This window comes from Streptomyces sp. NPDC002676 (genome assembly GCF_053592455.1).
The window spans coordinates 24,250-47,055 of the sequence record NZ_JBSFVT010000026.1 but is presented as its reverse complement, the minus strand read 5'-3'; the positions used below and the strand labels follow the sequence as shown (position 1 = coordinate 47,055).

General features: G+C 70.4%; 18 protein-coding genes and 5 tRNA genes. 11 read left to right on the top strand and 12 right to left on the bottom strand.

Annotated elements, in window-relative coordinates:
• The first annotated feature begins 67 nt into the window (after window positions 1-67).
• Window positions 68-910 carry a hypothetical protein gene (locus ACWD3E_RS38495; protein ID WP_451392150.1) on the top strand — a complete coding sequence of 281 codons (843 nt, stop codon included), beginning with the start codon at window positions 68-70 and terminating at the stop codon, window positions 908-910.
• A gap of 538 nt (window positions 911-1,448) precedes the next feature.
• Entirely contained in the window at window positions 1,449-1,655 is a 207-nt protein-coding gene (bldC, locus tag ACWD3E_RS38490; protein ID WP_003949541.1) for a developmental transcriptional regulator BldC, read from the top strand.
• 443 nt (window positions 1,656-2,098) lie between these two features.
• Here bldC and ACWD3E_RS38485 read toward each other — a convergent pair whose 3' ends face one another.
• From ACWD3E_RS38485 to ACWD3E_RS38445, 9 genes are all read right to left on the bottom strand, one after another.
• Window positions 2,099-2,293, bottom strand: coding sequence for a DUF6274 family protein (locus ACWD3E_RS38485; RefSeq protein WP_451392149.1), 195 nt, complete (start codon window positions 2,291-2,293; stop codon window positions 2,099-2,101).
• A 139-nt stretch (window positions 2,294-2,432) separates the two neighbouring features.
• Window positions 2,433-2,507, bottom strand: a tRNA-Asp gene (locus ACWD3E_RS38480).
• Between the two features lie 96 nt (window positions 2,508-2,603).
• Window positions 2,604-6,584 carry an ATP-dependent RNA helicase HrpA gene (gene hrpA / locus ACWD3E_RS38475; RefSeq protein ID WP_451392148.1) on the bottom strand — a complete coding sequence of 1,327 codons (3,981 nt, stop codon included), beginning with the start codon at window positions 6,582-6,584 and terminating at the stop codon, window positions 2,604-2,606.
• Between the two features lie 69 nt (window positions 6,585-6,653).
• Window positions 6,654-6,986 (bottom strand): hypothetical protein, encoded by a 333-nt coding sequence (locus ACWD3E_RS38470; RefSeq protein ID WP_451392147.1) that lies wholly within the window; start codon window positions 6,984-6,986, stop codon window positions 6,654-6,656.
• Entirely contained in the window at window positions 6,983-7,174 is a 192-nt protein-coding gene (locus tag ACWD3E_RS38465) for a DivIVA domain-containing protein (RefSeq protein ID WP_451349751.1), read from the bottom strand. Before ACWD3E_RS38465 ends, ACWD3E_RS38470 begins: the two co-directional genes overlap by 4 nt.
• Before the next feature lie 75 nt (window positions 7,175-7,249).
• Window positions 7,250-7,323 (bottom strand) — tRNA-Phe (locus ACWD3E_RS38460).
• A gap of 24 nt (window positions 7,324-7,347) precedes the next feature.
• Window positions 7,348-7,422, bottom strand: a tRNA-Asp gene (locus ACWD3E_RS38455).
• A 36-nt stretch (window positions 7,423-7,458) separates the two neighbouring features.
• Window positions 7,459-7,531 (bottom strand) — tRNA-Glu (locus ACWD3E_RS38450).
• An 81-nt stretch (window positions 7,532-7,612) separates the two neighbouring features.
• Window positions 7,613-9,217 carry a metallophosphoesterase family protein gene (locus ACWD3E_RS38445; protein ID WP_451392146.1) on the bottom strand — a complete coding sequence of 535 codons (1,605 nt, stop codon included), beginning with the start codon at window positions 9,215-9,217 and terminating at the stop codon, window positions 7,613-7,615.
• A 20-nt stretch (window positions 9,218-9,237) separates the two neighbouring features.
• Between ACWD3E_RS38445 and ACWD3E_RS38440 the strand changes: the two genes are divergently transcribed.
• From ACWD3E_RS38440 to ACWD3E_RS38415, 6 genes are all read left to right on the top strand, one after another.
• Window positions 9,238-9,588, top strand: a complete 351-nt coding sequence (locus ACWD3E_RS38440; protein WP_451392145.1) for a metallopeptidase family protein — start codon at window positions 9,238-9,240, stop codon at window positions 9,586-9,588.
• Window positions 9,589-9,762: 174 nt separating this feature from the next.
• Entirely contained in the window at window positions 9,763-10,212 is a 450-nt protein-coding gene (locus tag ACWD3E_RS38435; RefSeq protein WP_451392144.1) for a hypothetical protein, read from the top strand.
• A gap of 270 nt (window positions 10,213-10,482) precedes the next feature.
• A complete protein-coding gene (locus tag ACWD3E_RS38430) occupies window positions 10,483-12,666 on the top strand; it encodes a DEAD/DEAH box helicase (RefSeq protein WP_451392143.1) in 2,184 nt (727 codons plus the stop codon).
• 143 nt (window positions 12,667-12,809) lie between these two features.
• Entirely contained in the window at window positions 12,810-14,960 is a 2,151-nt protein-coding gene (locus ACWD3E_RS38425) for an FG-GAP repeat domain-containing protein (RefSeq protein ID WP_451392142.1), read from the top strand.
• A gap of 58 nt (window positions 14,961-15,018) precedes the next feature.
• A complete protein-coding gene (locus tag ACWD3E_RS38420) occupies window positions 15,019-16,530 on the top strand; it encodes an amino acid permease (protein WP_451392141.1) in 1,512 nt (503 codons plus the stop codon).
• A 99-nt stretch (window positions 16,531-16,629) separates the two neighbouring features.
• A tRNA-Lys gene (locus ACWD3E_RS38415) sits at window positions 16,630-16,702 on the top strand.
• An 81-nt stretch (window positions 16,703-16,783) separates the two neighbouring features.
• Here ACWD3E_RS38415 and ACWD3E_RS38410 read toward each other — a convergent pair.
• Window positions 16,784-17,461, bottom strand: a complete 678-nt coding sequence (locus tag ACWD3E_RS38410) for a GAP family protein (protein WP_451392140.1) — start codon at window positions 17,459-17,461, stop codon at window positions 16,784-16,786.
• 425 nt (window positions 17,462-17,886) lie between these two features.
• On the opposite strand from ACWD3E_RS38410, the gene ACWD3E_RS38405 reads away from it, so the two are divergent.
• The 3 genes from ACWD3E_RS38405 (at window position 17,887) to ACWD3E_RS38395 (ending at window position 21,445) form a co-directional block, all read left to right on the top strand.
• On the top strand, window positions 17,887-19,524 hold the full coding sequence (locus ACWD3E_RS38405; RefSeq protein WP_451392139.1) for a sensor histidine kinase: 1,638 nt from the start codon (window positions 17,887-17,889) through the stop codon (window positions 19,522-19,524).
• On the top strand, window positions 19,515-20,183 hold the full coding sequence (locus ACWD3E_RS38400) for a LuxR C-terminal-related transcriptional regulator (protein ID WP_451392138.1): 669 nt from the start codon (window positions 19,515-19,517) through the stop codon (window positions 20,181-20,183). Before ACWD3E_RS38405 ends, ACWD3E_RS38400 begins: the two co-directional genes overlap by 10 nt.
• Window positions 20,184-20,290: 107 nt before the next feature.
• Complete coding sequence (locus ACWD3E_RS38395; protein WP_451392137.1) at window positions 20,291-21,445, top strand: alpha/beta hydrolase family protein; 1,155 nt, start codon at window positions 20,291-20,293, stop codon at window positions 21,443-21,445.
• Window positions 21,446-21,461: 16 nt separating this feature from the next.
• Here ACWD3E_RS38395 and ACWD3E_RS38390 read toward each other — a convergent pair whose 3' ends face one another.
• Both ACWD3E_RS38390 and ACWD3E_RS38385 read right to left on the bottom strand, forming a co-directional pair.
• Window positions 21,462-22,112, bottom strand: coding sequence for a GTP cyclohydrolase II (locus ACWD3E_RS38390; protein ID WP_451392136.1), 651 nt, complete (start codon window positions 22,110-22,112; stop codon window positions 21,462-21,464).
• Between the two features lie 82 nt (window positions 22,113-22,194).
• Window positions 22,195-22,734: a MarR family winged helix-turn-helix transcriptional regulator gene (locus tag ACWD3E_RS38385; RefSeq protein ID WP_451392135.1), complete on the bottom strand. Its 540-nt coding sequence runs from the start codon at window positions 22,732-22,734 to the stop codon at window positions 22,195-22,197.
• Between the last annotated feature and the right edge of the window lie 72 nt (window positions 22,735-22,806).

The following is a 22,806-nucleotide window of genomic DNA, read 5'->3' as shown; positions in this document are numbered from 1 at the left end:
TGTGCACGCATGACCGTGGCACGATCTGCAGTGGTTGAGCGGCGGGTCCGGTGGGGAGGGAGCAGGCGTGCCCAAGGTGTCCTCGGTGATCGTCCCCTATGCCGCGTACCTGCGCGTCTACGAGCCGCTGGCCGCCTTCCCGGAGCCGGAGCGCACCCACTGGGCGCGCTACGCCCGCCGCGTCGACCGCCCCTCGTACCAGGACGAACTGCGCCGCTCCCTCGCCGACTTGCTGCCCACCCCGCCGATCGCGGTGCCGGTGCAGGAGAGCGGCGACGCCTTCGTGCTGGAGACCGACGGGGTGGTCTGTGTGTGCCCCTGGCGGACCCGGCTGCGCGGCTGGCTGGCGCTGGAGGACCTCACCGCGGAGCTGCCGCCGCCGCTGCTGGACGCGGTGCTGCCGGAGGTGGTGCGCAACCAGGCCGCGCAGGACTACGAGCGCTGGCTCGCCCGGAACCCGGACGCCCGCCCGTGGATCCGCACCGCCACCTGGCAGGTGCCGCTGAACTGGTTCGTGCTGGTCTCCGACGAGGAGCGCCGGTACGAGAAGGGGACCGGCGAGGTGCCGCCGCTGCTGCGGTACCGCACGCCGATGGTGCAGGCCCGGCGGCGGGTGGCGCGGGCGCTGCGCACGCTGAAGGACACGGTCGGGGAAGGGCCGCTGATCGACGGCCTGGTGGACGTCGGCCGCTGGCTGGAGGAGTTCCACCCGCGCGCGCTCGTGGAGCTGGACTACGGCGGCCTGGTGCACGTGGTGCCGGCCGGCGAACTGGAGGACGACCACTCGGCGGCGGATGTGGCCGCCGGCATCGAGGCGTTGAGCCAGGGCGACGGCACGGCCGCGGGGGAGGCGTACGCGCGGCTGGTGGAGCGGTGGCGGGCGGTGCGGGACCTGCGTTCCGCGAACTGAGTCGAACTGAGTCGCGCAAAGTGACGTGCATCACGGTCGAAATGGCATCGAACGGCGTACCGTCTACGCACTTAGACCACCTGACGGGACGTAGGTCCCGATCCGGGCTTTTGTCTCAAGGGTGATGGACGGCACTTACGCGGCTCTTGCGCCTCTTGCCGCCCCTCATGCCAAAATAGGACAAGGGGCCCGGGGAGGGTCCCGTCCGTCCAACTATGCTCCACCATGGGCGGAATCTCAGCATTGCACGCTTTGGGGGGTCTGGTGACTCCTGATCGTCCTGTGACTGATCGTCACAGTGGCGTGACTGTCCGCTATGGCATGGTCCATCGGCTTCCGTCGCTGATGAACACCTGGGAGGGCAATTCCATCGGTTTGGCCGACGCGGCTGGACAGATGGTGTAGTTGTAGTGCCGAGGACAAGCCGTTCGTCCTATAACCGACTCGACTCGCGTCCGCCATTTCGGGCAACGCGGGTCAAGGTGCAGAATTTAGAGGAAAGAACCGAGAAGGTTCGGTTCTCCCGAGGAGGCCGCTCATGACCGCTCGCACCCCTGATGCCGAGCCGCTGCTGACCCCGGCTGAGGTCGCCACCATGTTCCGCGTCGACCCCAAGACGGTCACGCGGTGGGCGAAGGCCGGCAAGCTCACGTCCATCCGTACGCTCGGCGGGCACCGCCGCTACCGCGAGGCCGAGGTTCGCGCTCTGCTCGCGGGTATCCCGCAGCAGCGCAGCGAGGCCTGAACAACCGAATAACCGGGCAAAGCGGCTGGTCCCCCATCCGGCCGAGGCGCCCGAAACCCTAGCTCCAAGCGACGCGGGAACTGCCCCAACAGGACCCACGCCCGAGCCGAACAAGACTTTCAAGGCAAGCGACACAGGGTGCGTCGTCGATCGCGCTGGACTCCGCCGGGTCCAGCGCGATCTTTTTGTGTGCCGGGCCTGCGCGTTGGGCGTGTGTGCTGGTGACGGGAGTGGCGGGTGTGGCAGGGGATGCCGCGAGCGCCGTGCAATTGCACATATTAAATTGACCTGTTGTAGGGCAGGGGTAAAAGCGGGAGTTTCAAAAACTGGTTCGGTGACTCCCGTCACACGAGCGGCGCCTTGCTGCCTCTGCCTGACGTGCGCTAGTGGAACCGCGCATTCCAGCGTCCCACGCACACAAGGGTGTTGGGGCCGCCGTCCGCTCACGCGCTACGCGGACTCTCGTCCCCGCCGGCCTCCCCCTCGGGGCGCTCCGGGGCGTGCGGGACGGAGTCCATCGCCAGCCGCTGCAGGTGAAGGCAGATCGGGCAGCGGCGGGTCAGGTGCCGATAGGACGAGGCGGCCGACAGATGGGCCCTCAGGAGCGCCCGCGTCTCATGCCTGACCGATGCCGCCATACGCCACCTCCGGGGGCCGCACAGGGGAACGGGGGGCCTGGTTTCTAGGTACCGAGCGAACGTGCCACCGTCAACCCCGAGGACGGCTGCGCCGGGAACAGCAGAAGGGCCCCCGATTCGGGGGCCCTTCCTTACTGTGCGGTCCTGACGGGATTTGAACCCGCGGCCTCCACCTTGACAGGGTGGCGAGCACTCCAAACTGCTCCACAGGACCAGGTTTCGCGGCGCTTGGCTTGCTGCGTTGCGCTGCGAGAAGGACTGTACAGGAGGGTGAGGGCCCTGGTCGAACTCACCCCCTGTACACGGGTGATTACGGGACGGCCGCGTCGATCGCCTTCACGATCCGCTTGTCCGAGACGGGGTACGCCGTGCCCAGCGCGTGGGCGAAATAGCTGACCCGCAGTTCCTCGAGCATCCAGCGGATGTCCAGCACCTGCTGCGGCACCGGCCGTCCCTGCGGCAGCTGTTCCAGGAGCCAGGCGTACTCGTCCTGCATCTCGTGGACCTTCTCCATGCGGGTGGTGTCCCGCTGGACCCCGGTCGGCATCTGCTGCAGGCGCCGGTCCGCGGCCACCAGATAGCGCATCAGGTCGGGCAGGCGGCGTATCCCCGCCCACGTCACGAAACCGGGCTTCACAAGGGCGTCCAGCTGCTTGCGGACGTCCGTGAGGTTCGCCAGCAGCGCGGGGCTGCGCACGGCCTTCAGACGGCGCTCACAGGCCTGCCAGGCCGCCAGGACCTGCTGCACCTGGGCGACCGTACGGACCGTCGTGTCCACGATCTCCGCGCGCACCTTGTCGTACAGCTTCCGGTACGACTCCTCGTCCCACACCGGCCCGCCGAAGTCGGCGATCAGCTTGTCCGCCGCCGCCATCGCACAGTCGTCGAACAGCGCCTGGATCGAGCCGTGCGGGTTCGAGGACAGGGCGAGCTTCTGGGCGTTCGTCAGCTTCTCCGAGGCGAACTTCGCCGGGTTCACCGGGATGTTGCGCAGGATCAGCCGGCGCGTGCCCTTCCACATGGCTTCCGCCTGCTCCGCCTCCGTGTCGAAGAGGCGTACGGAGACCGTGTCGCCGTCGTCCACCAGCGCCGGGTACGCCTTCACCGGCTGCCCGGCCCGGCGCGTCTCGAAGACCCGGGTGAGGGTCCCGATCGTCCAGTCGGTCAGGCCCTTGCGCTCCAGGGACTCCCCGCCCTGGCGTTCAGCGGTCGCTGCCGCCGCCTGGGAGAGAGCCTGCCTCGCCTTCGGCTTCAGGCGCAGCTTCAGCGCCTCCAGGTCCTTGTCCTCCGCGAGCTTGCGGCGCCGCTCGTCGACGATCCGGAAGGTGATCCGGAGGTGGTCGGGGACCCTCGCCCAGTCGAAGTCGTCCGCCTCGAAGGGCACGCCGACCATGCGCTTCAGTTCCCGCGCCATCGTCACCGTCAGCGGCTCCTGAAGGGGCACCGCCTTCTCCAGGAACGACTTCGCATAGTTGGGCGCGGGCACGTAGTTACGGCGGATGGGCTTGGGGAGGGAGCGGATCAGCTCGGTGACCAGCTCCTCCCTCAGGCCCGGGATCTGCCAGTCGAAGCCCTCGTCGGTGACCTGGTTGAGGACCTGGAGCGGGACGTGGACCGTTACACCGTCCGCGTCCGCGCCCGGCTCGAACTGGTACGTCACCCGGAACTTGAGCTGCCCCTGCCGCCAGCTGTCCGGATAGTCGGCCTTCGTGACCGCCTCCGCCGACTCCCGGATGAGCATCTCCCGCTCGAAGTCCAGGTAGTCCGGCTGCTCGTGCCGCTTCCGCTTCCACCAGGAGTCGAAGTGGGCGCCGGAGACGACATGTTCGGGCACCCGCTGGTCGTAGAAGTCGAAGAGCGTCTCGTCGTCCACGACGATGTCCCGGCGGCGGGCCCGGTGCTCCAGCTCCTCGACCTCGCTGAGGAGCTTCCGGTTGTCCGCGTAGAACTTGTGGTGCGTACGCCAGTCGCCCTCGACCAGCGCGTTGCGGATGAACAGCTCACGCGAGACCGCGGGGTCGATCCGGCCGTAGTTCACCTTGCGCTGGGCGACGATCGGGACGCCGTACAGCGTCACCTTCTCGTACGCCATGACGGCCGCCTGGTCCTTCTCCCAGTGCGGTTCGCTGTACGTCCGCTTGAGGAGGTGGTCGGCCAGCGGCTCGACCCACTCGGGCTCGATCTTGGCGTTGACCCGCGCCCACAGCCGGCTCGTCTCCACCAGCTCCGCCGACATCACGAACCGGGGCTGCTTCCGGAACAGCGCCGAGCCCGGGAAGATCGCGAACTTGGCGCTGCGGGCGCCCAGGTACTCGTTCTTGTTGCCGTCCTTCACGTCCTTCATCCCGATGTGGGAGAGGAGGCCGGCGAGGAGGGAGGCATGGATGCGGTCGGCGGGGGCGTCAGTACCCGCCGAGGGCTCCTCGATGTGGATGCCCATCTGCTTGGCGACCGTACGCAGCTGGGTGTAGATGTCCTGCCACTCACGGATGCGCAGGAAGTTCAGGTACTCCTGCTTGCACATCCGGCGGAAGGAGCTGGAACCCCGTTCCTTCTGCTGCTCGCGGATGTACCGCCACAGGTTCAGGTACGCCAGGAAGTCGCTGGTCTCGTCCTTGAAGCGGGCGTGCTGCTGGTCGGCCTGGACCTGCTTCTCGGCCGGGCGCTCGCGCGGGTCCTGGATGGACAGCGCGGCGGCGATGACCATGACCTCGCGGACACAGCCGTTCTTGTCGGCCTCCAGGACCATGCGGGCCAGGCGGGGGTCGACGGGCAGCTGCGCCAGCTTGCGGCCGGTGTCGGTGAGGCGCTTGCGCGGGTCCTTCTGGGCCGGGTCCAGCGCGTGCAGCTCCTGGAGCAGCTGGACGCCGTCGCGGATGTTGCGGTGGTCCGGCGGGTCGATGAAGGGGAACTTCTCGATGTCGCCGAGTCCGGCCGCGGTCATCTGCAGGATGACGGAGGCGAGGTTCGTCCGCAGGATCTCGGGGTCGGTGAACTCTGGGCGGGCGAGGAAGTCGTCCTCGGAGTAGAGCCGGATGCAGATGCCGTCGCTGGTACGGCCGGAGCGGCCCTTGCGCTGGTTGGCGCTGGCCTGCGAGATCGCCTCGATGGGCAGCCGCTGGACCTTGGTGCGGTGGCTGTAGCGGCTGATGCGGGCGAAGCCGGGGTCGATGACGTACTTGATCCCGGGGACCGTCAGAGAGGTCTCGGCGACGTTGGTCGCCAGAACGATCCTGCGCCCGGTGTGCGGCTGGAAGACCCGGTGCTGCTCGGCGTGGGAGAGCCGGGCGTAGAGCGGCAGGACCTCGGTGCCCTGCCAATTAGCGCCTCCGGCGCGGGGGTACTTCTTCTTCTCCAGGGCGTCCGCGGTGTCCCGGATCTCCCGCTCGCCGGAGAGAAAGACGAGGATGTCGCCCTTCCCCTCCGCCATCAGCTCCTCGACGGCGTCGGTGATGGCGGTGATCTGGTCCCGGTCGGCGTCCTCGGAGTCCTCTTCGAGGAGCGGCCGGTAACGGACCTCGACCGGATAGGTACGCCCGCTGACCTCGACGATCGGGGCATCGCCGAAGTGCCGGGAGAAGCGCTCGGGGTCGATGGTCGCGGAGGTGATGACGACCTTGAGGTCGGGCCTGCGCGGCAGCAGCTGCGCGAGGTATCCGAGCAGGAAGTCGATGTTGAGGGACCGCTCGTGGGCCTCGTCGATGATGATCGTGTCGTAGGCGCGCAGCTCGCGGTCGGTCTGGATCTCGGCGAGCAGGATGCCGTCCGTCATCAGCTTGATGAAGGTGGCGTCCGGGTTGACCTGGTCGGTGAAGCGGACCTTCCAGCCGACGGCCTCGCCGAGAGGCGTCCGCAGCTCCTCCGCCACGCGCTCGGCGACGGTCCGGGCGGCGATACGGCGGGGCTGGGTGTGCCCGATCATGCCGCGCACGCCGCGGCCCAGCTCCATGCAGATCTTCGGGATCTGCGTGGTCTTTCCGGACCCGGTCTCGCCGGCGACGATGACGACCTGGTGATCGCGGATGGCCTCGGCGATCACGTCCTTCTTCTGGCTGACGGGCAGCTGCTCGGGGTACGTGATGGCGGGCACGCGGGTGCGGCGCCCCTCCATCTGTGCCTCGGCCCTGCCGACCTCGCCCTCGATCTCGGCGAGGACGGCGGCACGGGCCTCCGGCTTGCGGATCTTGCGCGCACCTTCGAGCCGCCTGCCGAGCCGGTGTGCGTCGCGCAGCGACAGCTCGGTCAGGCGGGAGGCAAGGGTGCCGAGGGCGGGGGCGGGATGCGTAGACATACGCGTTCCAGGATCTCACCTCAGGGAAATCACTGGCGAACGATTTGCTCCCGGCCCGTCGGCCAGGGCTTACGAGGTCCGCTGGGCGGGCGGTGCGTGCCCCTGCGGCGGAGGCGGCACGTGCTGCTGCTGCCGTGCCGATGTGTCGCCGAGGGCGATCGACCTGGCGGTGTTGGAGACGGCCTTGATGCCCAGGTAGGCGGTGGTCATGCTGCTCACGGCGGTGAAGGCGGCAGTCAGCACGCCGACGATCACGGACCTGTCCCCGTGGAGCCGCCACACGCCGAAGATCGCGACCCCGGCGATGGCGAGATTGCTGACGACGACCGCCAGCAGCCCGTACCGGGCCCTGTCCTTCTCCAGATCGGTGTCCCGAATGGCCCTGGTCTCGTCCCGGCTCATCGTCCCCCGCCTCGCAGCTCCGCGACACGCACGTCCACCTGCGTACGGTCATACCCGCGCCGGACGATGTCGAAAGCAGGCGGCGCCTCGGGTGCCGTTCCTGCGGCCAGCTGCGACAGATACGCGTCCACCTGCGCGCGGTCGTAACCCCGGCGGACGATCTCGAAGCCGCGGAAGTCCTCTGCCATCACTGCCTCCCCCGTGCCGAAACTCCGTGCCTATACGGCGAAGGCCCCGTTCGGATGAACGGGGCCTTCTGGTTGTGGCTGGGGCCGGGGTCGAACCGGCGACCTATCGCTTTTCAGGCGATCGCTCGTACCAACTGAGCTACCCAGCCACGAGGTTTCACGTGAAACCTCAGCGGTCCTGACGGGATTTGAACCCGCGGCCTCCACCTTGACAGGGTGGCGAGCACTCCAAACTGCTCCACAGGACCAAGCTTTCGTACGACAGTGTCGCACAAGGTGTTGCGTGCCCCCAACGGGATTCGAACCCGTGCTACCGCCTTGAAAGGGCGGCGTCCTAGGCCGCTAGACGATGAGGGCTATCGGCCCGCCTGGGCGCTTCCTCAGCGCGTCGGGGACGTGAGAAGCATATGGGATGGCGGGGAGGATCGCCAAAACGGTTTACGACCCCGGTGGCGAAGGCGGGGTGGGGGGCCGGGTCGCACCTGGCAGGTTCTCCTCCGGGAGGTGGCGGCTGACCTCGGCTGTCGTCAGGCCCAGGCCGCCCAGTCTGATCTCGTCCCAGGCCTGGAGGCGGCGGGTGTCGCGGTCGAAGTAGAGGATCGAGGCCTCGATCGGGTCCGGGTACTTGCCCTCCACCGCGCGCAGGCCGCTGCCGCCCGTCGAACCCTCCATCCGCAGCCGGGTGCCGTACCGCAGCATCTCGGTGCCCTGGTGGTGCAGATGTCCGCACAGGACCAGCGGCACCGTGCCGTCCGTCTCGCGCGCCGCCGACGGTTCGTGGGCGATCGCCACGTCCACCGGGGTGCCTGCCGCCCGCTGGTCCCGCAGGCCGGCGGCCAGGCGGTCGCCCGCCAGCTCCTCGGCCGCGTTCCCGCCGGGGGTCACCGAGCGGTCCGGGGTGTACTGCGGGTCGCCCATGCCCGCGAAGCGCAGGCCCGCGACCGTCTCCGCCCGGCCGTCGTCCAGGACGTGCACGTTCCTCATGCGCGCCAGGTAGCGCTGGGTGGCCGCGGAGTCGTGGTTGCCGCGGACCCAGACGTACGGCACGCCCAGGTCCGCGACCGGGTCCAGGAAGCCGTTCTCCGCCGCCGCACCGTGATCCATCGTGTCGCCGGAGTCGACGATCACGTCCACCTTGTACTGCTCCACGAGCGAGCCGATGATCTTCCAGCTCGCCGGGTTGAGGTGGATGTCCGACACGTGCAGGACCCGGATGGTGCTCGGGTCCGGCTGGTAGGCCGGGAGCGTGGACGTGACGTCGTACAGCTTCGTCACGTTCGTCACCAGGCGGGCCAACTCCTTCTGGTAGACGTCGAATTCGGTGACGATGCTGCGCGCGTTGCCGATCAGGGACGGCGCCGAGGACAGCAGCCCGGAGTACCGCGGCTCCAGGACCGACTCCGGGTTCCAGGTGGCGTACGCCGACGCGCCCGAGGCGGCGAGGAGCGCGAAAGCCAGTCCGCCGGCCGCGAGCGCCCGGCGCGGGCGGCGGTAGACGGCGAGACCGAGGGCCGCCGCGCCGGAGACGACGGCGACGCAGGAGCGTACGGCCAGGTCGAGCGTGCCGTGCTCGACGTCCCGGGCGACCTCGTCCTGGAGGCCGGAGAGCCGTTCGGGGTGGTCGACCAGGGCCTGGGAGCGCAGCGGGTCGAGCTGGTCGACGTTGACGTCCAGACGGACCGGGGCGACATGGCTGTCCAGGGTCAGCGCGCCCAGCGGGGAGACGTTGATCCTCGTGCCGCCGGTGAGGGAGGGGCGCAGCGCCATGGTCGTGTCCATGGGGCCGACCGACGCCCGTACGTTCCCGACGATCAGCAGGCCCAGCCAGGCACCGGCGAGCACCACCGCGGTCAGGCCCAGCGCGCTCAGCCAGGGGCGGGCGCGGGCGGCCGGTTCCAGGTCCGGGAGGCCGTTCGCGGGGCGCCTGCGGGGCCGGGTCCCGCGGTTCGGGGGCCGGCCCGGTTCAGCAGGCTGCTCAGGGCTGCGAGGGAGGTGCGGGCCATTGGTCGCGTATGCCCAAGTCCCACGGTGGATATGCGGCATCCGTACCGGACAATGGCCCTGTGCTGGAGATGACGCGCGAGGAGTTCGAGGAACTGGTCGCCGAGGCGCTCGACCGGATTCCGCCGGAGCTGACACGGCTGATGGACAACGTCGCGGTGTTCGTCGAGGACGAGCCGCCCGCCGAGGATCCCGAGCTGCTCGGGCTCTACGAAGGGACCCCGCTGACGGAGCGCGGCGAGTGGTACGCAGGTGTCCTGCCGGACCGGATCACCATCTACCGGGGGCCGACGCTGCGGATGTGCGGCAGCCGGGAGGACGTCGTCGCCGAGACCGAGGTGACCGTGGTCCACGAGATCGCCCACCACTTCGGCATCGGTGACGCGCGGCTGCATGCGCTGGGGTACGGGTGAGGCGACCCGGGTGCGCGATGTGGGCGGGGCGCGTGTCCTCTTGCGTGCGGCGGGAGTTGGGGAGGTTGAATCCTCTCCTTGCCTCCGGAGGTGGCCGCCGTGCGCCCCTTGTACGTACCCGCCCGTCTCGCTGTCGCGATACTGGCCGTCGCCACTGCCGCAGGATGCGTGAACGTGGGCGATGACGCCGGCGGGGCCAAGCCCCCGCACTCGTCGGGGCAGCACGGCGGGGTGGCGCCGGACGACGGCCCGGTCGGCGGCGGAGGGGGTCCCGGGGGCGGCGGGGCGGACGACGGCAGGCACGGGCACGGCGGGAAGAGGAAGCCCGGGGAGTCGGCCTCCGCCTCGGCGAGCCCGTCGGGGACGGACAGCGCGTCGGCGGCCCCCGGAAAGCCGGGGAAGCCGAAGTCGGGGAAGCCCGTCCAGCCGGGGGACCCGGCACCGGCCCAGCCCGACCCGACGCCCCCGACCTCCTCCACCCCGCCCCCCGAGCCGCCCGCGCCCACCCCGCCCCCGGCCAGCACGGAGCCGCCGTCGGCCGAGCCGTCCTCCTCGGCCCACGAGGCGACGGGACCGCAGCTGGTCGAGCGGGAGCCGGCGCCCGCGGCGGGCGTCCCGGCGTGAGCGGGCGGGCGCGCCGACGCAGGAGGGCGGGCGTGCCGACCTGCGGAGTGAAGGAAGTCTCACCTGTGGGCGGGGGATCGGGTTTGCCTTCGGGGGTGGTGGGTGCGTATGGTGGTAGATCGTTTGATCCCATTTGCCCGGCGCCACCGCAGAGCGCGCCGTGTGGCGCGTACTCTCCTTTGCCGTGGCGGACCGCATTGAGGCGGTCGTATGCGAAGCACGGAGTTGACGGGCGCGTGCCGAAGAGACTCCGGAAGGTTTCGCATACGCATGTCCGTGTCCAGTACTGATCAGATCGTCATGCCCGAGAACGACAACGAGCTCGTGGACGTGACGACCGAGGTCACCGAGGCCGTCGAGGCCGCTGACACCACCCCCCAGATCACCTTCGCCGACCTCGGCCTGCCCGAGGGTGTCGTGCGCAAGCTCGCGCAGAACGGCGTGACCACCCCCTTCCCGATCCAGGCCGCGACCATCCCGGACGCCCTGGCCGGCAAGGACATCCTCGGCCGTGGCCGCACCGGCTCCGGCAAGACCCTCTCCTTCGGCCTGCCGACCCTGGCCCAGCTGGCCGGCGGCCGTACCGAGAAGAAGCGGCCCCGCGCCGTCATCCTCACCCCGACCCGCGAGCTGGCCATGCAGGTCGCCGACGCCCTCCAGCCGTACGGCGACGTCGTCGGCCTGAAGATGAAGGTCGTCTGCGGCGGTACGTCGATGGGCAACCAGATCTACGCCCTGGAGCGCGGCGTCGACATCCTCGTCGCCACCCCGGGCCGTCTGCGCGACATCATCAACCGCGGCGCCTGCTCCCTGGAGGACGTGCAGATCGCCGTCCTCGACGAGGCCGACCAGATGTCCGACCTGGGCTTCCTGCCCGAGGTCACCGAGCTGCTCGACCAGGTCCCCGCGGGCGGCCAGCGCATGCTCTTCTCCGCCACCATGGAGAACGAGATCCAGACCCTCGTCGACCGCTACCTGAACAGCCCCGTCTCGCACGAGGTGGACGCGGCCCAGGGTGCGGTGACGACCATGTCCCACCACATCCTCATCGTGAAGCCCAAGGACAAGGCGCCGGTCACGGCCGCGATCGCCTCCCGCAAGGGCCGCACGATCATCTTCGTCCGCACCCAGCTGGGCGCCGACCGCGTCGCCGAGCAGCTGCGCGAGGCGGGCGTGAAGGCCGACGCGCTGCACGGCGGCATGACCCAGGGCGCCCGCACGCGCACGCTGGCCGACTTCAAGGACGGTTACGTCAACGTCCTCGTCGCCACGGACGTCGCGGCCCGCGGTATCCACGTCGACGGCATCGACCTCGTCCTGAACGTCGACCCGGCCGGCGACCACAAGGACTACCTGCACCGCGCGGGCCGCACCGCGCGTGCCGGTCGTACGGGCACGGTCGTCTCCCTGTCCCTGCCGCACCAGCGCCGCCAGATCTTCCGCCTGATGGAGGACGCGGGCGTCGACGCCGGCCGCCACATCATCCAGGGCGGCGCCGCCTTCGACCCGGAGGTCGCCGAGATCACCGGCGCCCGCTCCATGACCGAGGTCCAGTCCGAGTCCGCCGCCAACGCCGCCCAGCAGGCCGAGCGTGAGGTCGCCCAGCTCACCAAGCAGCTGGAGCGCGCCCAGCGCCGCGCCGCCGAGCTGCGCGAGGAGGCCGACCGGCTGGTCGCCCGGGTCGCCCGCGAGCGCGGCGAGGACCCGGAGGCCGCGGTGGCCGAGGCCCAGGCGTCCGCGGCGGAGGCCGTGACCGAGGCGTCCGTGGCGGAGGAGCCGGCCGAGCTCGAGGAGCGTCCGGCGGCTGAGGGGTCGTACGAGCGCCGGGAGCGGCGCGGCTTCGAGCGCCGCGAGGACCGCGGCGGTGACCGTGGCGGCCGTGGCTTCGAGCGCCGTGACGACCGTGGCGGTGACCGTGGTGGCCGTGGTTTCGAGCGTCGTGACGACCGCCGTCCGTTCGACCGTGACCGGGACCGCGACCGTGGCTTCGAGCGCCGCGACGACCGTGGTGGCCGCACCTTCGAGCGCCGCGACGACCGTCGTGACGACCGCCGTCCGTTCGACCGTGACCGTGACCGCGACCGCGGCTTCGAGCGCCGTGACGACCGCGGTGGCCGTGGCTTCGAGCGCCGCGACGACCGTGGCGGTGACCGTGGTGGCCGTGGTTTCGAGCGCCGTGACGACCGCCGCCCGTTCGACCGTGACCGCGACCGTGGCTTCGAGCGTCGTGACGACCGCGGCGGCGACCGCGGCGGCGACCGCGGCGGTTTCCGCCGGGACGAGCGCGGTGGGCACCGGGGCAGCGACCGGCCGTTCAACCGCGACCGCCGCGACGACCGTCCGGGCTTCCGCTCCGGCGGCCACGAGCGCCCCTACGGCCGTCGTGACGACCACCGCGGCTCCGGCTCCTTCGGCCGCCGCGAGGACAAGCCGCGCTGGAAGCGCAACGGCTGACACCGAGTGACCTGACAAGGGCCCGTACGACTCCGGTCGTACGGGCCCTTTGCGCTAGCATCCCTCCACTTGGCATGGACAGCGCGGCCGACTGGGGGACTTCGCCGCCGCCATGCCTTTCCCGCTTCCCCGGGGAGGGAACCTTGTCTCGGCGTGTGCACGCGCGCTCCGCCCTGGTCCGGCGCGGCCGGATCGCCCTGACCCTCGCGAGCCTGGCTGCCCTGGGCGCCGGCTCGCTGACCACCGCCGGCCCGGCAGCCGCGGACACCGCACCCACACCCGTCCAGACGGACGGGGTGTGGGGCATCGACTACGCGGGCGGCTTCCTGACGACCGTCGAGACGCGCCCGAACGGTCTCCAGTACGTCGTCGGCCGGCAGATCTCACCCGACGGCTCCACGGTCCTGGAGCAGACCACCCGCGGTTTCGCCGGCACCTCCGCGAACGACGCGCATCTGGAGCGGGTGCCCTGCGACGCCGGGACCTGTGTGCCGCTGCGCTCCACCGGCAACGGAAACGTCGGCTACTTCCACGTGGACCCGACCGGCAGCGAACGCGCCGAGATCTGGACGTCCCCGAACACGTACCACTCGTGGAACGAACCGGCGGTCACCGGCGGCCGGTTCGTGGACACCACCGGCCGCTACTTCGTCTACGACGCCGCCTCCACCGGCAAGCAGTACGTCGACGCCGTGAGCACGTACCGCACCGAGGATGTGCGGCTGACCCGTGCCGTCACCGCCGCCTCCGTGTGGGGTTCGCTGCTGTGGACCCCCGGTCCGGGCAGCGGGGCCGTCACCGCGTACGACCTGGAGACGAAGAAGACGGTTCAGACGGTCTCCACCGGCGCGCCCTGCACGGTCAAGGAGTTGCAGGTCGTCGGCCGCTGGATCTACTGGAACTGCGGTCCGGCCGGCGTGGCGGGTGTCTACGACCGCACGGCGAAGAAGAACATCAAGGTGCCGTCCGGCCCCGCCCTCGTCGGCGACGGATACCTCGTCCAGCACGACCGGAGTGCCGGCAAGCTGATGCTGACGGACTTCCACACCGGAACCGCCGCGGCCGCACGCGCGGTCGCCGACCTTCCGGGCGGAACCACGGCCGACCAGCGGCGGTTGACGTGGACGGTGGACAAGTTCGGCGGCGACATCGCGTACGTCGGCCCGGACCAGGCGATCCGGATTGTGCCGAGCGGGGTGCCCACCCAGCCGCTCGCGAAGATCGAGTCGGACCTGGACGACGAGTACGCGGATGCCAAGGGTCGCAACGGCGCGAACACCACCTGGGACAGCGTCTGGCAGCTGAACAAGCCGGCCGACTGGACCTTCAGGGTGAAGGACGTCACGGGCCGCACCGAGCGCACGATCAAGGGCAGCGGCGCGGCCATCGACCTGTCCTGGGACGGAAAGACCGACTCGGGCGCGTACGCGTACAACGGCCTCAAGACCTGGACCCTGACCGCCACCGCGGCGGAGGGGACCGGCACGTACACCACCGGCGGGACGATCTCGTTCATCGGCGGTCGCATGGGCCACCACGACCTGTCGGGCTACAGCTACGGCGATCTGCTCACCCTCAACTCCTCGGGCGGGCTGACCTTGCACTACACCGAGGGCAAGGGCACCTTCGACTGGAAGAGCACGGGCGCAGGCTGGCCCGCGGGCATCCTCGCCGTCCCGTTCGGCGACATGGGCGCCGACCGCTGCGCCGAGCTGCTGGTGCGTATGCCGAGCGGCGAGCTGCGCCGCTACGTGGGCAAGTGCTCCGGAACGTACACGCCGTCGAACAGCCACACCTCCCTCGGCACGGGCTGGGGCGCCTACAACGTGCTCACCGCCCCCGGCGACCTCACCGGCGACGGCCGCACCGACCTGCTGGCCCGCAAGGCATCGACCGGCGACGTGTATCTCTTCGCCGGCGACGGCGCCAGCGGGCTCAAGGCGGGCGTGAAGATCCGTTCGGCGTGGACCGGCTACACGAAGATCGTGGGCGCCGGTGACCTGAACGGTGACGGCTACGGCGACGTCTTGGCCCGGGACAAGGCCGGGACGCTGTGGCGTTACGACGGCACGGGGACGGGCCTGTTGAAGGACCGGGTGAAGGTCTTCTCGGACTGGGGTGCCTCCTACAACGTGATCGTCGGCATCGGGGACATCACCGGTGACGGGAAGAACGACCTGGTCGAGCGGGACTCCGCGGGCAATCTGTACCGCAACGACGGGGACGGGAAGGGGTCGTTCAGCGCCCGGACGCGGATCGCGACCGGCTGGGGCGGCTACAAGGGCATCTTTTAGTCAGCTTCTAGCTGTATGTGATGCATGTCACGCCCCCGGCGAGGGAATTGCTGGGGGCATGACAGATGACGCCAGAGTGAGTGGGCTGTCGGACGAGGATCGGCTGGCCCAGCTCGGTTACACCCAGGTTCTCGCCCGCCGGATGTCGGCGTTCTCGAACTACGCCGTCTCCTTCACGATCATCTCGGTCCTGTCCGGCTGCCTGACCCTGTACCTCTTCGGGATGGTCACCGGAGGCCCCGCGGTGATCACCTGGGGATGGGTGGCAGTGGGCCTGATGACGCTGTTCGTCGGTCTCTCGATGGCCGAAATCTGCTCGGCGTACCCGACCTCGGCCGGCCTGTACTTCTGGGCCCACCGGCTGGCGCCGCCCCGCTCGGCGGCGGCCTGGGCGTGGTTCACGGGCTGGTTCAACGTGCTCGGGCAGGTGGCCGTGACGGCGGGCATCGACTTCGGTGCCGCCTCCTTCCTCGGCGCCTACCTGGACCTCCAGTTCGACTTCCGGGTGACCCCGGGCCGCACGGTCCTCCTCTTCGCCGCGATCCTCCTCCTGCACGGCCTGCTGAACACCTTCGGCGTCCGGATCGTCGCCTTCCTCAACAGCGTGAGCGTGTGGTGGCACGTACTCGGGGTCGCGGTGATCGTCGGGGCGCTGGCGTTCGTCCCCGACCACCACCGGTCGGCGTCCTTCGTCTTCACGAAGTTCGTCAACGAGACCGGCTGGAGCAGCGGCCCCTACGTCGTGCTCCTCGGCCTCCTCATGGCCCAGTACACCTTCACCGGCTACGACGCCTCCGCCCACATGACGGAGGAGACCCACGACGCGGCGATCGCGGGCCCGAAGGGCATCGTCCGCTCGATCTGGACGTCGTGGATCGCCGGGTTCGTGCTGCTGCTGGGCTTCACCTTCGCGATCCAGTCGTACGACAAGGAGCTGGCGTCCCCGACCGGCGCGCCGCCCGCCCAGATCCTCCTGGACGCGCTCGGCGCGACGACCGGCAAGCTGCTCCTGCTGGTCGTGATCGGCGCCCAGCTCTTCTGCGGCATGGCCTCGGTGACCGCCAACAGCCGCATGATCTACGCCTTTTCCCGCGACGGCGCGCTCCCGTACTCCCACGTATGGCACACCGTCAGCCCGCGCACCCGCACGCCCGTCGCGGCGGTCTGGCTGGCCGCGCTGGGCGCCCTGGTGCTCGGCCTGCCGTACCTGATCAACTCGACGGCCTACGCGGCGGTGACGTCGATCGCGGTGATCGGCCTCTACATCGCGTACGTCATCCCGACCCTGCTGCGGGTCCGAAAGGGGGACGAGTTCGAACCCGGGCCGTGGCACCTGGGCCGCTGGTCGCGCCCGGTCGGGGTCGTGTCGGTGACCTGGGTCGCGGTGATCACCGTCCTCTTCATGCTCCCCCAGGTCTCCCCGGTCACCTGGAAGACCTTCAACTACGCCCCGGTCGCCGTCCTGTTCGTCCTGGGCTTCGCGGCGGCCTGGTGGCTGGCCTCGGCCCGCCACTGGTTCATGCACCCGGCGCGCACCGCCAGAACCTCCCCCGAGCCGGCCGAAAACTGACCACACCCGCCCCATCCTGCACTCTGACGCGGCCGTGTCCCCGATACCCGATCGGCGACACGGCCGCGTCCGGCTATGCTCGGACAGGCAACATCGCCTGGGCCCTTAGCTCAATTGGCAGAGCAGTGGACTTTTAATCCATTGGTTGTGGGTTCGAGTCCCACAGGGCCTACGGCTGCGGGAGAGGGGACACCCCCTCTGACCTGCTACGCAGCGCCCGGGTCGGCTTCGGTCGGCTCGGGCGCTGCTTCGTTCAAGAGGCGACGATGCCGATGCCGTCGCCGAGCAGCTTGAGGCCGAGGACGAAGAAGAGAACCGCCATGACGGCGACGTTGTGGCGCGTGGCCCAGTCTCGCCAGTTGCTGAGCACGCCTTTCGCTCGTTCGCCCATGAGCAGGTAGACGGCGAGCGGTGCGAGTACGCCGACCGAGGCGATGACCACAAAGACGGCGAGTGCGCCGATCTGTTGCGGGAGGGGGATTCCGGCCGAGCTGATCGAGGCACCGGCGGCAAGGGTCAGGGGGGCGTTCTTGGCGTTGGCCGCCGACAGCAGGAGCCCGAGTCCGAGGATCTTGAGCGGGGTGAAGCGGTCGATCGCGGCCATCCACTTCGGCAACTGCGCCTGGGAGGGGTCGGCGGGGCGCCGCCGCCACTGCCGGGCGCCGAACAGAACCAGGAGCAGGCCGAGGGCGAGTTTCAGGGCCCCTACCCAGGTGGCCGGGTGCTTGTGGGTGGAGGCGCTGCCCGAGCCTCCCACGGCGAGCATGACCCCTCCCAGGACAGCGAGGCCGAGGACCCAGCCGAGGGCGAAGAGCGGACCGTTGAGACGACCGCGGGGCGTGGCCAGGATGAGGATGATCGCCACGATGGGCAGGGGACTGACCGCGACACCGGCTGCCAGGCCCAGCACATCACCGACAGCGTGTCCCAAGGCGGCCTCCGTTGGGTGTGGGTCTGACAAGTGCGGGTCGGACGGATGGCGACGAGGTGACGGCTCTGCCTTGTCAGAGGCAGCCCGAGCTTCTGGCCGAAGAGGCCGGAGACGTGCTGATGCGCCCATCGTTACGTGGCGCGGCTCTCTGTGCGCGCTGCGTGCGCCGAACGAGTTGTGATCCGGGCGGCCACCGAGCCGGAGGAGTTCGCTGCCCTTCCCTGCGCAGGAAGGCACTGGCCGTCCGGGAGAAGCTCCAGAGCCTGCTCGACGAGATCCGCTGACGGCCGATCAGCCTCTCCGGCCGGGTAGGTGTTTGCCTACCCCAGAAGTAGGTCTCGGCCCATGGTGCTTGCCGGACCCCTCGCAGCAGCATGATCTCCAGGCCACGGCGCGTGGCCAGGAAGACGAGGCGAGGGGCGGATATGTGGCCGTTTCCGGTGGGCGGGGCGCCCTGGCCGGCGGGCGTGATCGTGGTGTTGACCGCGGTCTGCGCCGTGCTGGCGTTCAGGGCGGAGCAGGCGCGGGACCGGCCGGCGCGTGCCGCGCGACCGGCCGGGCGGATCGGCTGGCCGGTCGTGGCGGGGCTGGTGGGTACGGCCGCGTACGGCAGTGTGCCGACCCTGCTGTTCGCTCTGCACAACTCCGCCGGACCGGGCGGCTACGTCGTCACCGTGCCGGATCTGCAACCCGACGGGCTGCTCCCGGCGGCGCTGCTGATGGCCGGCCTGCTGGCCACCGCGCTGCTCACCTCGGCGAGCGTGCCCAGGCGGTGGGTGCTGCCCGTGGTCGCGGCGGTGACCGGCGAACTGCTGGAATGGACGTACTGGCTCACGCATTCCTCTGCCGGCTATGGGCAGACACTGCTGAACGTCCTGGTGGGCTGTGTGTGCGTGCCGGTGCTCGCCGCCTTCGCCGGTGCGGCTCTGCTCCGGCCGGCGAACGGCAGGCCCGCGCGTCTGGCCGGAGCCGGCGCGTCGAGCTCCGCGCGCTGGGCCCTGCTGCTGCCCGCCGTCGTGGTGATGACCGGTGACCTGCTCGGTCTCGATCTGTGGCAGTTCGCGTCACCGGGCACCGGGATCGGGCCGGCAGTGGTGGGTTACCTGGTGGGGCTGGCGCTGCTGGCGGCCGTCGTGGCCGGGCTGGTGCGGTGGCCCAGGGCGGCGGCGAACCTGGCTGTCCTGGGGCTGGTGGGGATCGGGGCGTACGACGTCGCCCAGAGCGGGTTCGGACAACACCTGGTGGTGGTACGGAAGTTCGGCTCCCCGCCCGGGCCGGCGCCGTCCCTCCCCCTGGAGATTGCCCACCATGCGTCGGTCCTCGGCGGCATCCAGGGGGCGGTGCTGCTGGCCCTCGGGCTGTGGCTGCTGCCGAGGACCGTGCTGGTGGATGCCGGTCGGCTGCTCGGTCGGGGGCCGGACCCGGCGCTGGCCCGGCGGGTGGTGGAGCTGACCGAGACACGGGCCGATGCGGTCAGCTCCGCGGCCGCGGAGCTGCGCAGGATCGAGCGGGACCTGCATGACGGCGCACAGGGACGGCTGGTCACCATCGGGATGAACCTCCGGGTCGCCGAGGAGATGATCCACAGCGATCCGCACGAGGCCGCCGCACTCGTCGTGGAGGCCCGTGTCGCCTCGGCGGCGGCACTGGAGGAACTTCGCGGCCTGATCAGGGGGATGCACCCGCCGATGCTGGCCGACCGGGGCCTCGGGGAGGCGGTCCGGGCGCTCGCACTGGACCTGCCCCTGCCGTGTGAGACCGAGATCGATCTGCCCGGGCGGCTCGCCGCCCCGCTGGAGTCGGCCTGCTACTTCGCCGTCGCCGAGGTGGTCACCAACGCCGTCCGGCACGCCTCGGCGCATGCCCTCCAGATCCGCATGGTCCACGCGGACGGGCTGCTGCGCATCGAGGTGGTCGACGACGGGGTGGGCGGCGCGGATCCCGCCCGGGGCACCGGGCTGGCGGGGGTGGAACGACGGCTGGCGGCCTTCGACGGCATCCTGGCGGTCAGCAGCCCGCCCGGGGGCCCGACGATCGTGGTCATGGAGGTCCCGTGCGCGTAGTCGTCGCGGAGGATCTCTTCCTGCTCCGGGAGGGGCTGGTCAGGCTCCTGAAGGCGCGTGGGTTCGAGATCGTGGCGGCCACCGACAGCGCGCCGGGCCTGCTCGACGCGCTGCTGGAGTTCCGGCCGGACCTCGCGATCGTGGACATCAGGCTGCCGCCCACCCACACCGACGACGGACTCCGTGCGGCGCTGTCCGCCCGCGAACGGATACCCGGGCTGCCGATTCTGCTGCTCTCGCAGTACGTCGAGCAGATCTACGCCCAGGAGCTGCTCGCCGACCAGGCCGGAGGGGTCGGCTACCTGCTCAAGGACCGGGTGTTCAGCGACGACCAGTTCGTCGACGTGATCCGTACGGTCGCCGCGGGCGGCACGGTCATGGACCCCGAAGTGGTCACCAAGCTGCTCGGTCGCCGCAGCCGTGCCGAACGCGAACCCCTGTCCGGGCTCACCGAGCGGGAACGCCAGGTGCTCGAGCTCATGGCCGAGGGACGCTCCAACAGCGCCATCGCGAACCGGCTCTTCATCAGCGAGAAGGCCGTGTCCAAGCACAGCACCAGCATCTTCACCAAGCTGGAGCTCGCGCCCTCCGACGACGACAACCGTCGCGTGCTGGCCGTGCTCGCCTACCTCATGTCCGTGCCCAGGCGCCGGGCGTAGCCCGGTTCTGTCCGAAGACCCAGGGAGGGTCCGTGACCACCACGCCGTTCATGAACCGAGAAGGCCGAGAAGGCCGAGAAGGCCGAGATGGAACGACGCGCCGTCGCATGCTCGGAGCCGCGCTGGCAGTCGGTGCCGCCCTGCCGATGGGCATCGCACGCCAGGCGTCGGCGGCTTCGACCGCCCCGGGCCCGGTTCAGCTCACCCTGCCCGTGCCCACCGGGCCGTACCCGGTGGGCACGGTGCCCCTGCACCTCGTCGACACTTCACGCCCTGATCCCCTGGCCGGTCCCGGGCACCACCGCGAGTTGATGGCGAGCGTCTGGTACCCCGCCCGGGGCGTCGAGCGGTATCCGCTCGCCCGCTGGACGCCCCCTGCCGTGACGCGGGCCATCCTCACCACGTCGGCGGGCTGGCCGGCCGATGTCGCGGTGGCGCCGCTCACGGCCGGCCACGAGGGCGCCCCGGTGCTGCGAACGGGCGGACGGCTGCCGGTCGTCGTGTTCTCGCACGGCGCGCACGATCACCGTGCGGACACCACCGTCGTGGTGCAGGAGCTCGCCAGCCACGGGTACGTGGTGGTCACGGTGGATCACACGTACGACGCGTTCAGCGAGTTCCCCGACGGCCGGCTCACGGTCCCGCTCGACCAACCCGCACTGACACCACGGGACTTCGCCACCGACGTCCGGTTCGTGCTCGACTGCATCGAGGACCTTGCCACCGGGCGCAACCCCGACGCCGGACACCGACCGCTGCCGCCCGGCCTGCGTGGCGCCCTCGATCCGCATCGCATCGGCATGTTCGGCTGGTCGAAAGGCGCGACGGCGACGGCCTTCGTCATGAGCGAGGACCAGCGCGTCCGGGCCGGGCTGAGCCTCGACGGCCCGATGCAGCCGATGGTCACCACCGACCTGGACCGGCCGTTCATGCTGATGACTGCCGCGTTCCCCCGGGCCACGCAGCCGAGCGTCGCCGAGTTCTGGTCCCACCTGCGCGGGTGGCGGCTCAACGTCCAGGCCGAGGGCGCCACCCACTGGTCGTACGGTGACGACCAGGTGCTGGTCCCGCAGCTTGCGAAGGCGGTCGGGATGAGCGACGAAGAACTCCGGGGCTGGATCGGCACCCTCGCTCCGGCCCGGGCGGTACGGATCCAGCAGGCGTACCCCCTTGCATTCTTCGACCTGCACCTGCGGCACCGACGCGGGCACCTGCTCGACGGCCCGTGCCCGGCCTTCCCGGAGGTGAAGTTCCTCCCCTGAAGCGGCGGACCGGCCGTCAGCCCGCGTTCATTCCGGTCAGTTCGGTCAGCTCGGTCAGGGGCAGTGTGTGCTGGGTCTGGAGGACCTTCGCCCGCAGATACCGGACGTTGTGCGCGGTGGTGAAGACGCCGGTCGGCACCCGGTCCCGTACGGCGACTCCCAGTGTGCGCAACTGCTCAGCCTTGTCGGGGTTGTTGGAGAGCAGGTCCAGTTCCCCGATGCCGAGGGCGCCCAGCATCTGCGCGGCGGCCGTGTAGTCGCGGGCGTCCTCCGGGAGGCCGAGGGCGGCGTTCGCCTCGTAGGTGTCGAGGCCCTGGTCCTGGAGGGCGTAGGCGTCGAGCTTGTTGTACAGGCCGATGCCGCGGCCCTCCTGGCGGAGGTAGAGCAGGACGCCGCCGCGGTCGGCGATGCGCTCGACCGCCTCGCGCAGCTGAGGTCCGCAGTCGCAGCGGGCCGAGCCGAAGACGTCGCCGGTCAGGCACTCGGAGTGCAGGCGCACCAGGGGGACGGAGCCGGGCGCGGGGTCGCCGAGGACGACGGCGACATGCTCCTGGCCGTCGGCCAGCCCGTGGAAGGTGACGAGTTCGGCGTCGGCGCTGTAGCCGTCGTGGAAGCGCAGCGGTACCCGGACGCGGGCGCGCGGTGTGGCGGCGGGGGTGTCGGGCATGCGGATCCCTCCGAGGCGGTTTGCTTCATATTTGAAGCAGTCGTTCGTAGGGACCCTACCTCATGCTTAAAAGTTAAAGCAATCATGGAGTTGGAGTTGTCGGTGATGTGGACGACGTGCATGACGAACGGCGCCGCCACGGGACGTCACCCGCCCCGGCCTCGGCGTCGTCGCCCTGCAGCCCGCCCGCGATCTGCGTGCAGATCTCCTCCAGCTGCCGTACCTGCTCCGGGGTGAGCCGGTCGAAGAGGGCGGCGCGCACCGTGTCGACGTGCCCGGGTGCCGTGCGCTCCAGTACGGCCATCCCCTCCTCCGTCAGCACCGCGAGGCTGCTGCGCTTGTCCGAGGGGCAGTCCTCGCGGCGCACCAGCCCGTCCCGCTCCAGCCGGGTCACCGCGTACGTCAGCCTGCTGCGCGTGATCTTCAGCGTCTCGGCGAGATCGGTCATGCGCAGTCGCCGGTCGGGCGCGTCGGAGAGGTTGGCGAGCACGGAGTAGAACAGATGGGGCATGGCGGCGTCCTGCTGGAGCTGCCGGTCGATCGTGTCCTCCAGGAGCCGGGCGGCGGCCATGTAGGCGCGCCAGGCGCGCTGCTCTTCGGGGGTGAGCCAGCGGGTCGTCATGCCGCCAGTGTAAGTTTGTTTCAAACTTGAACCAAGACGAGCCCTGCCGTCAGCCTCAGCAAGTCAGCTTCC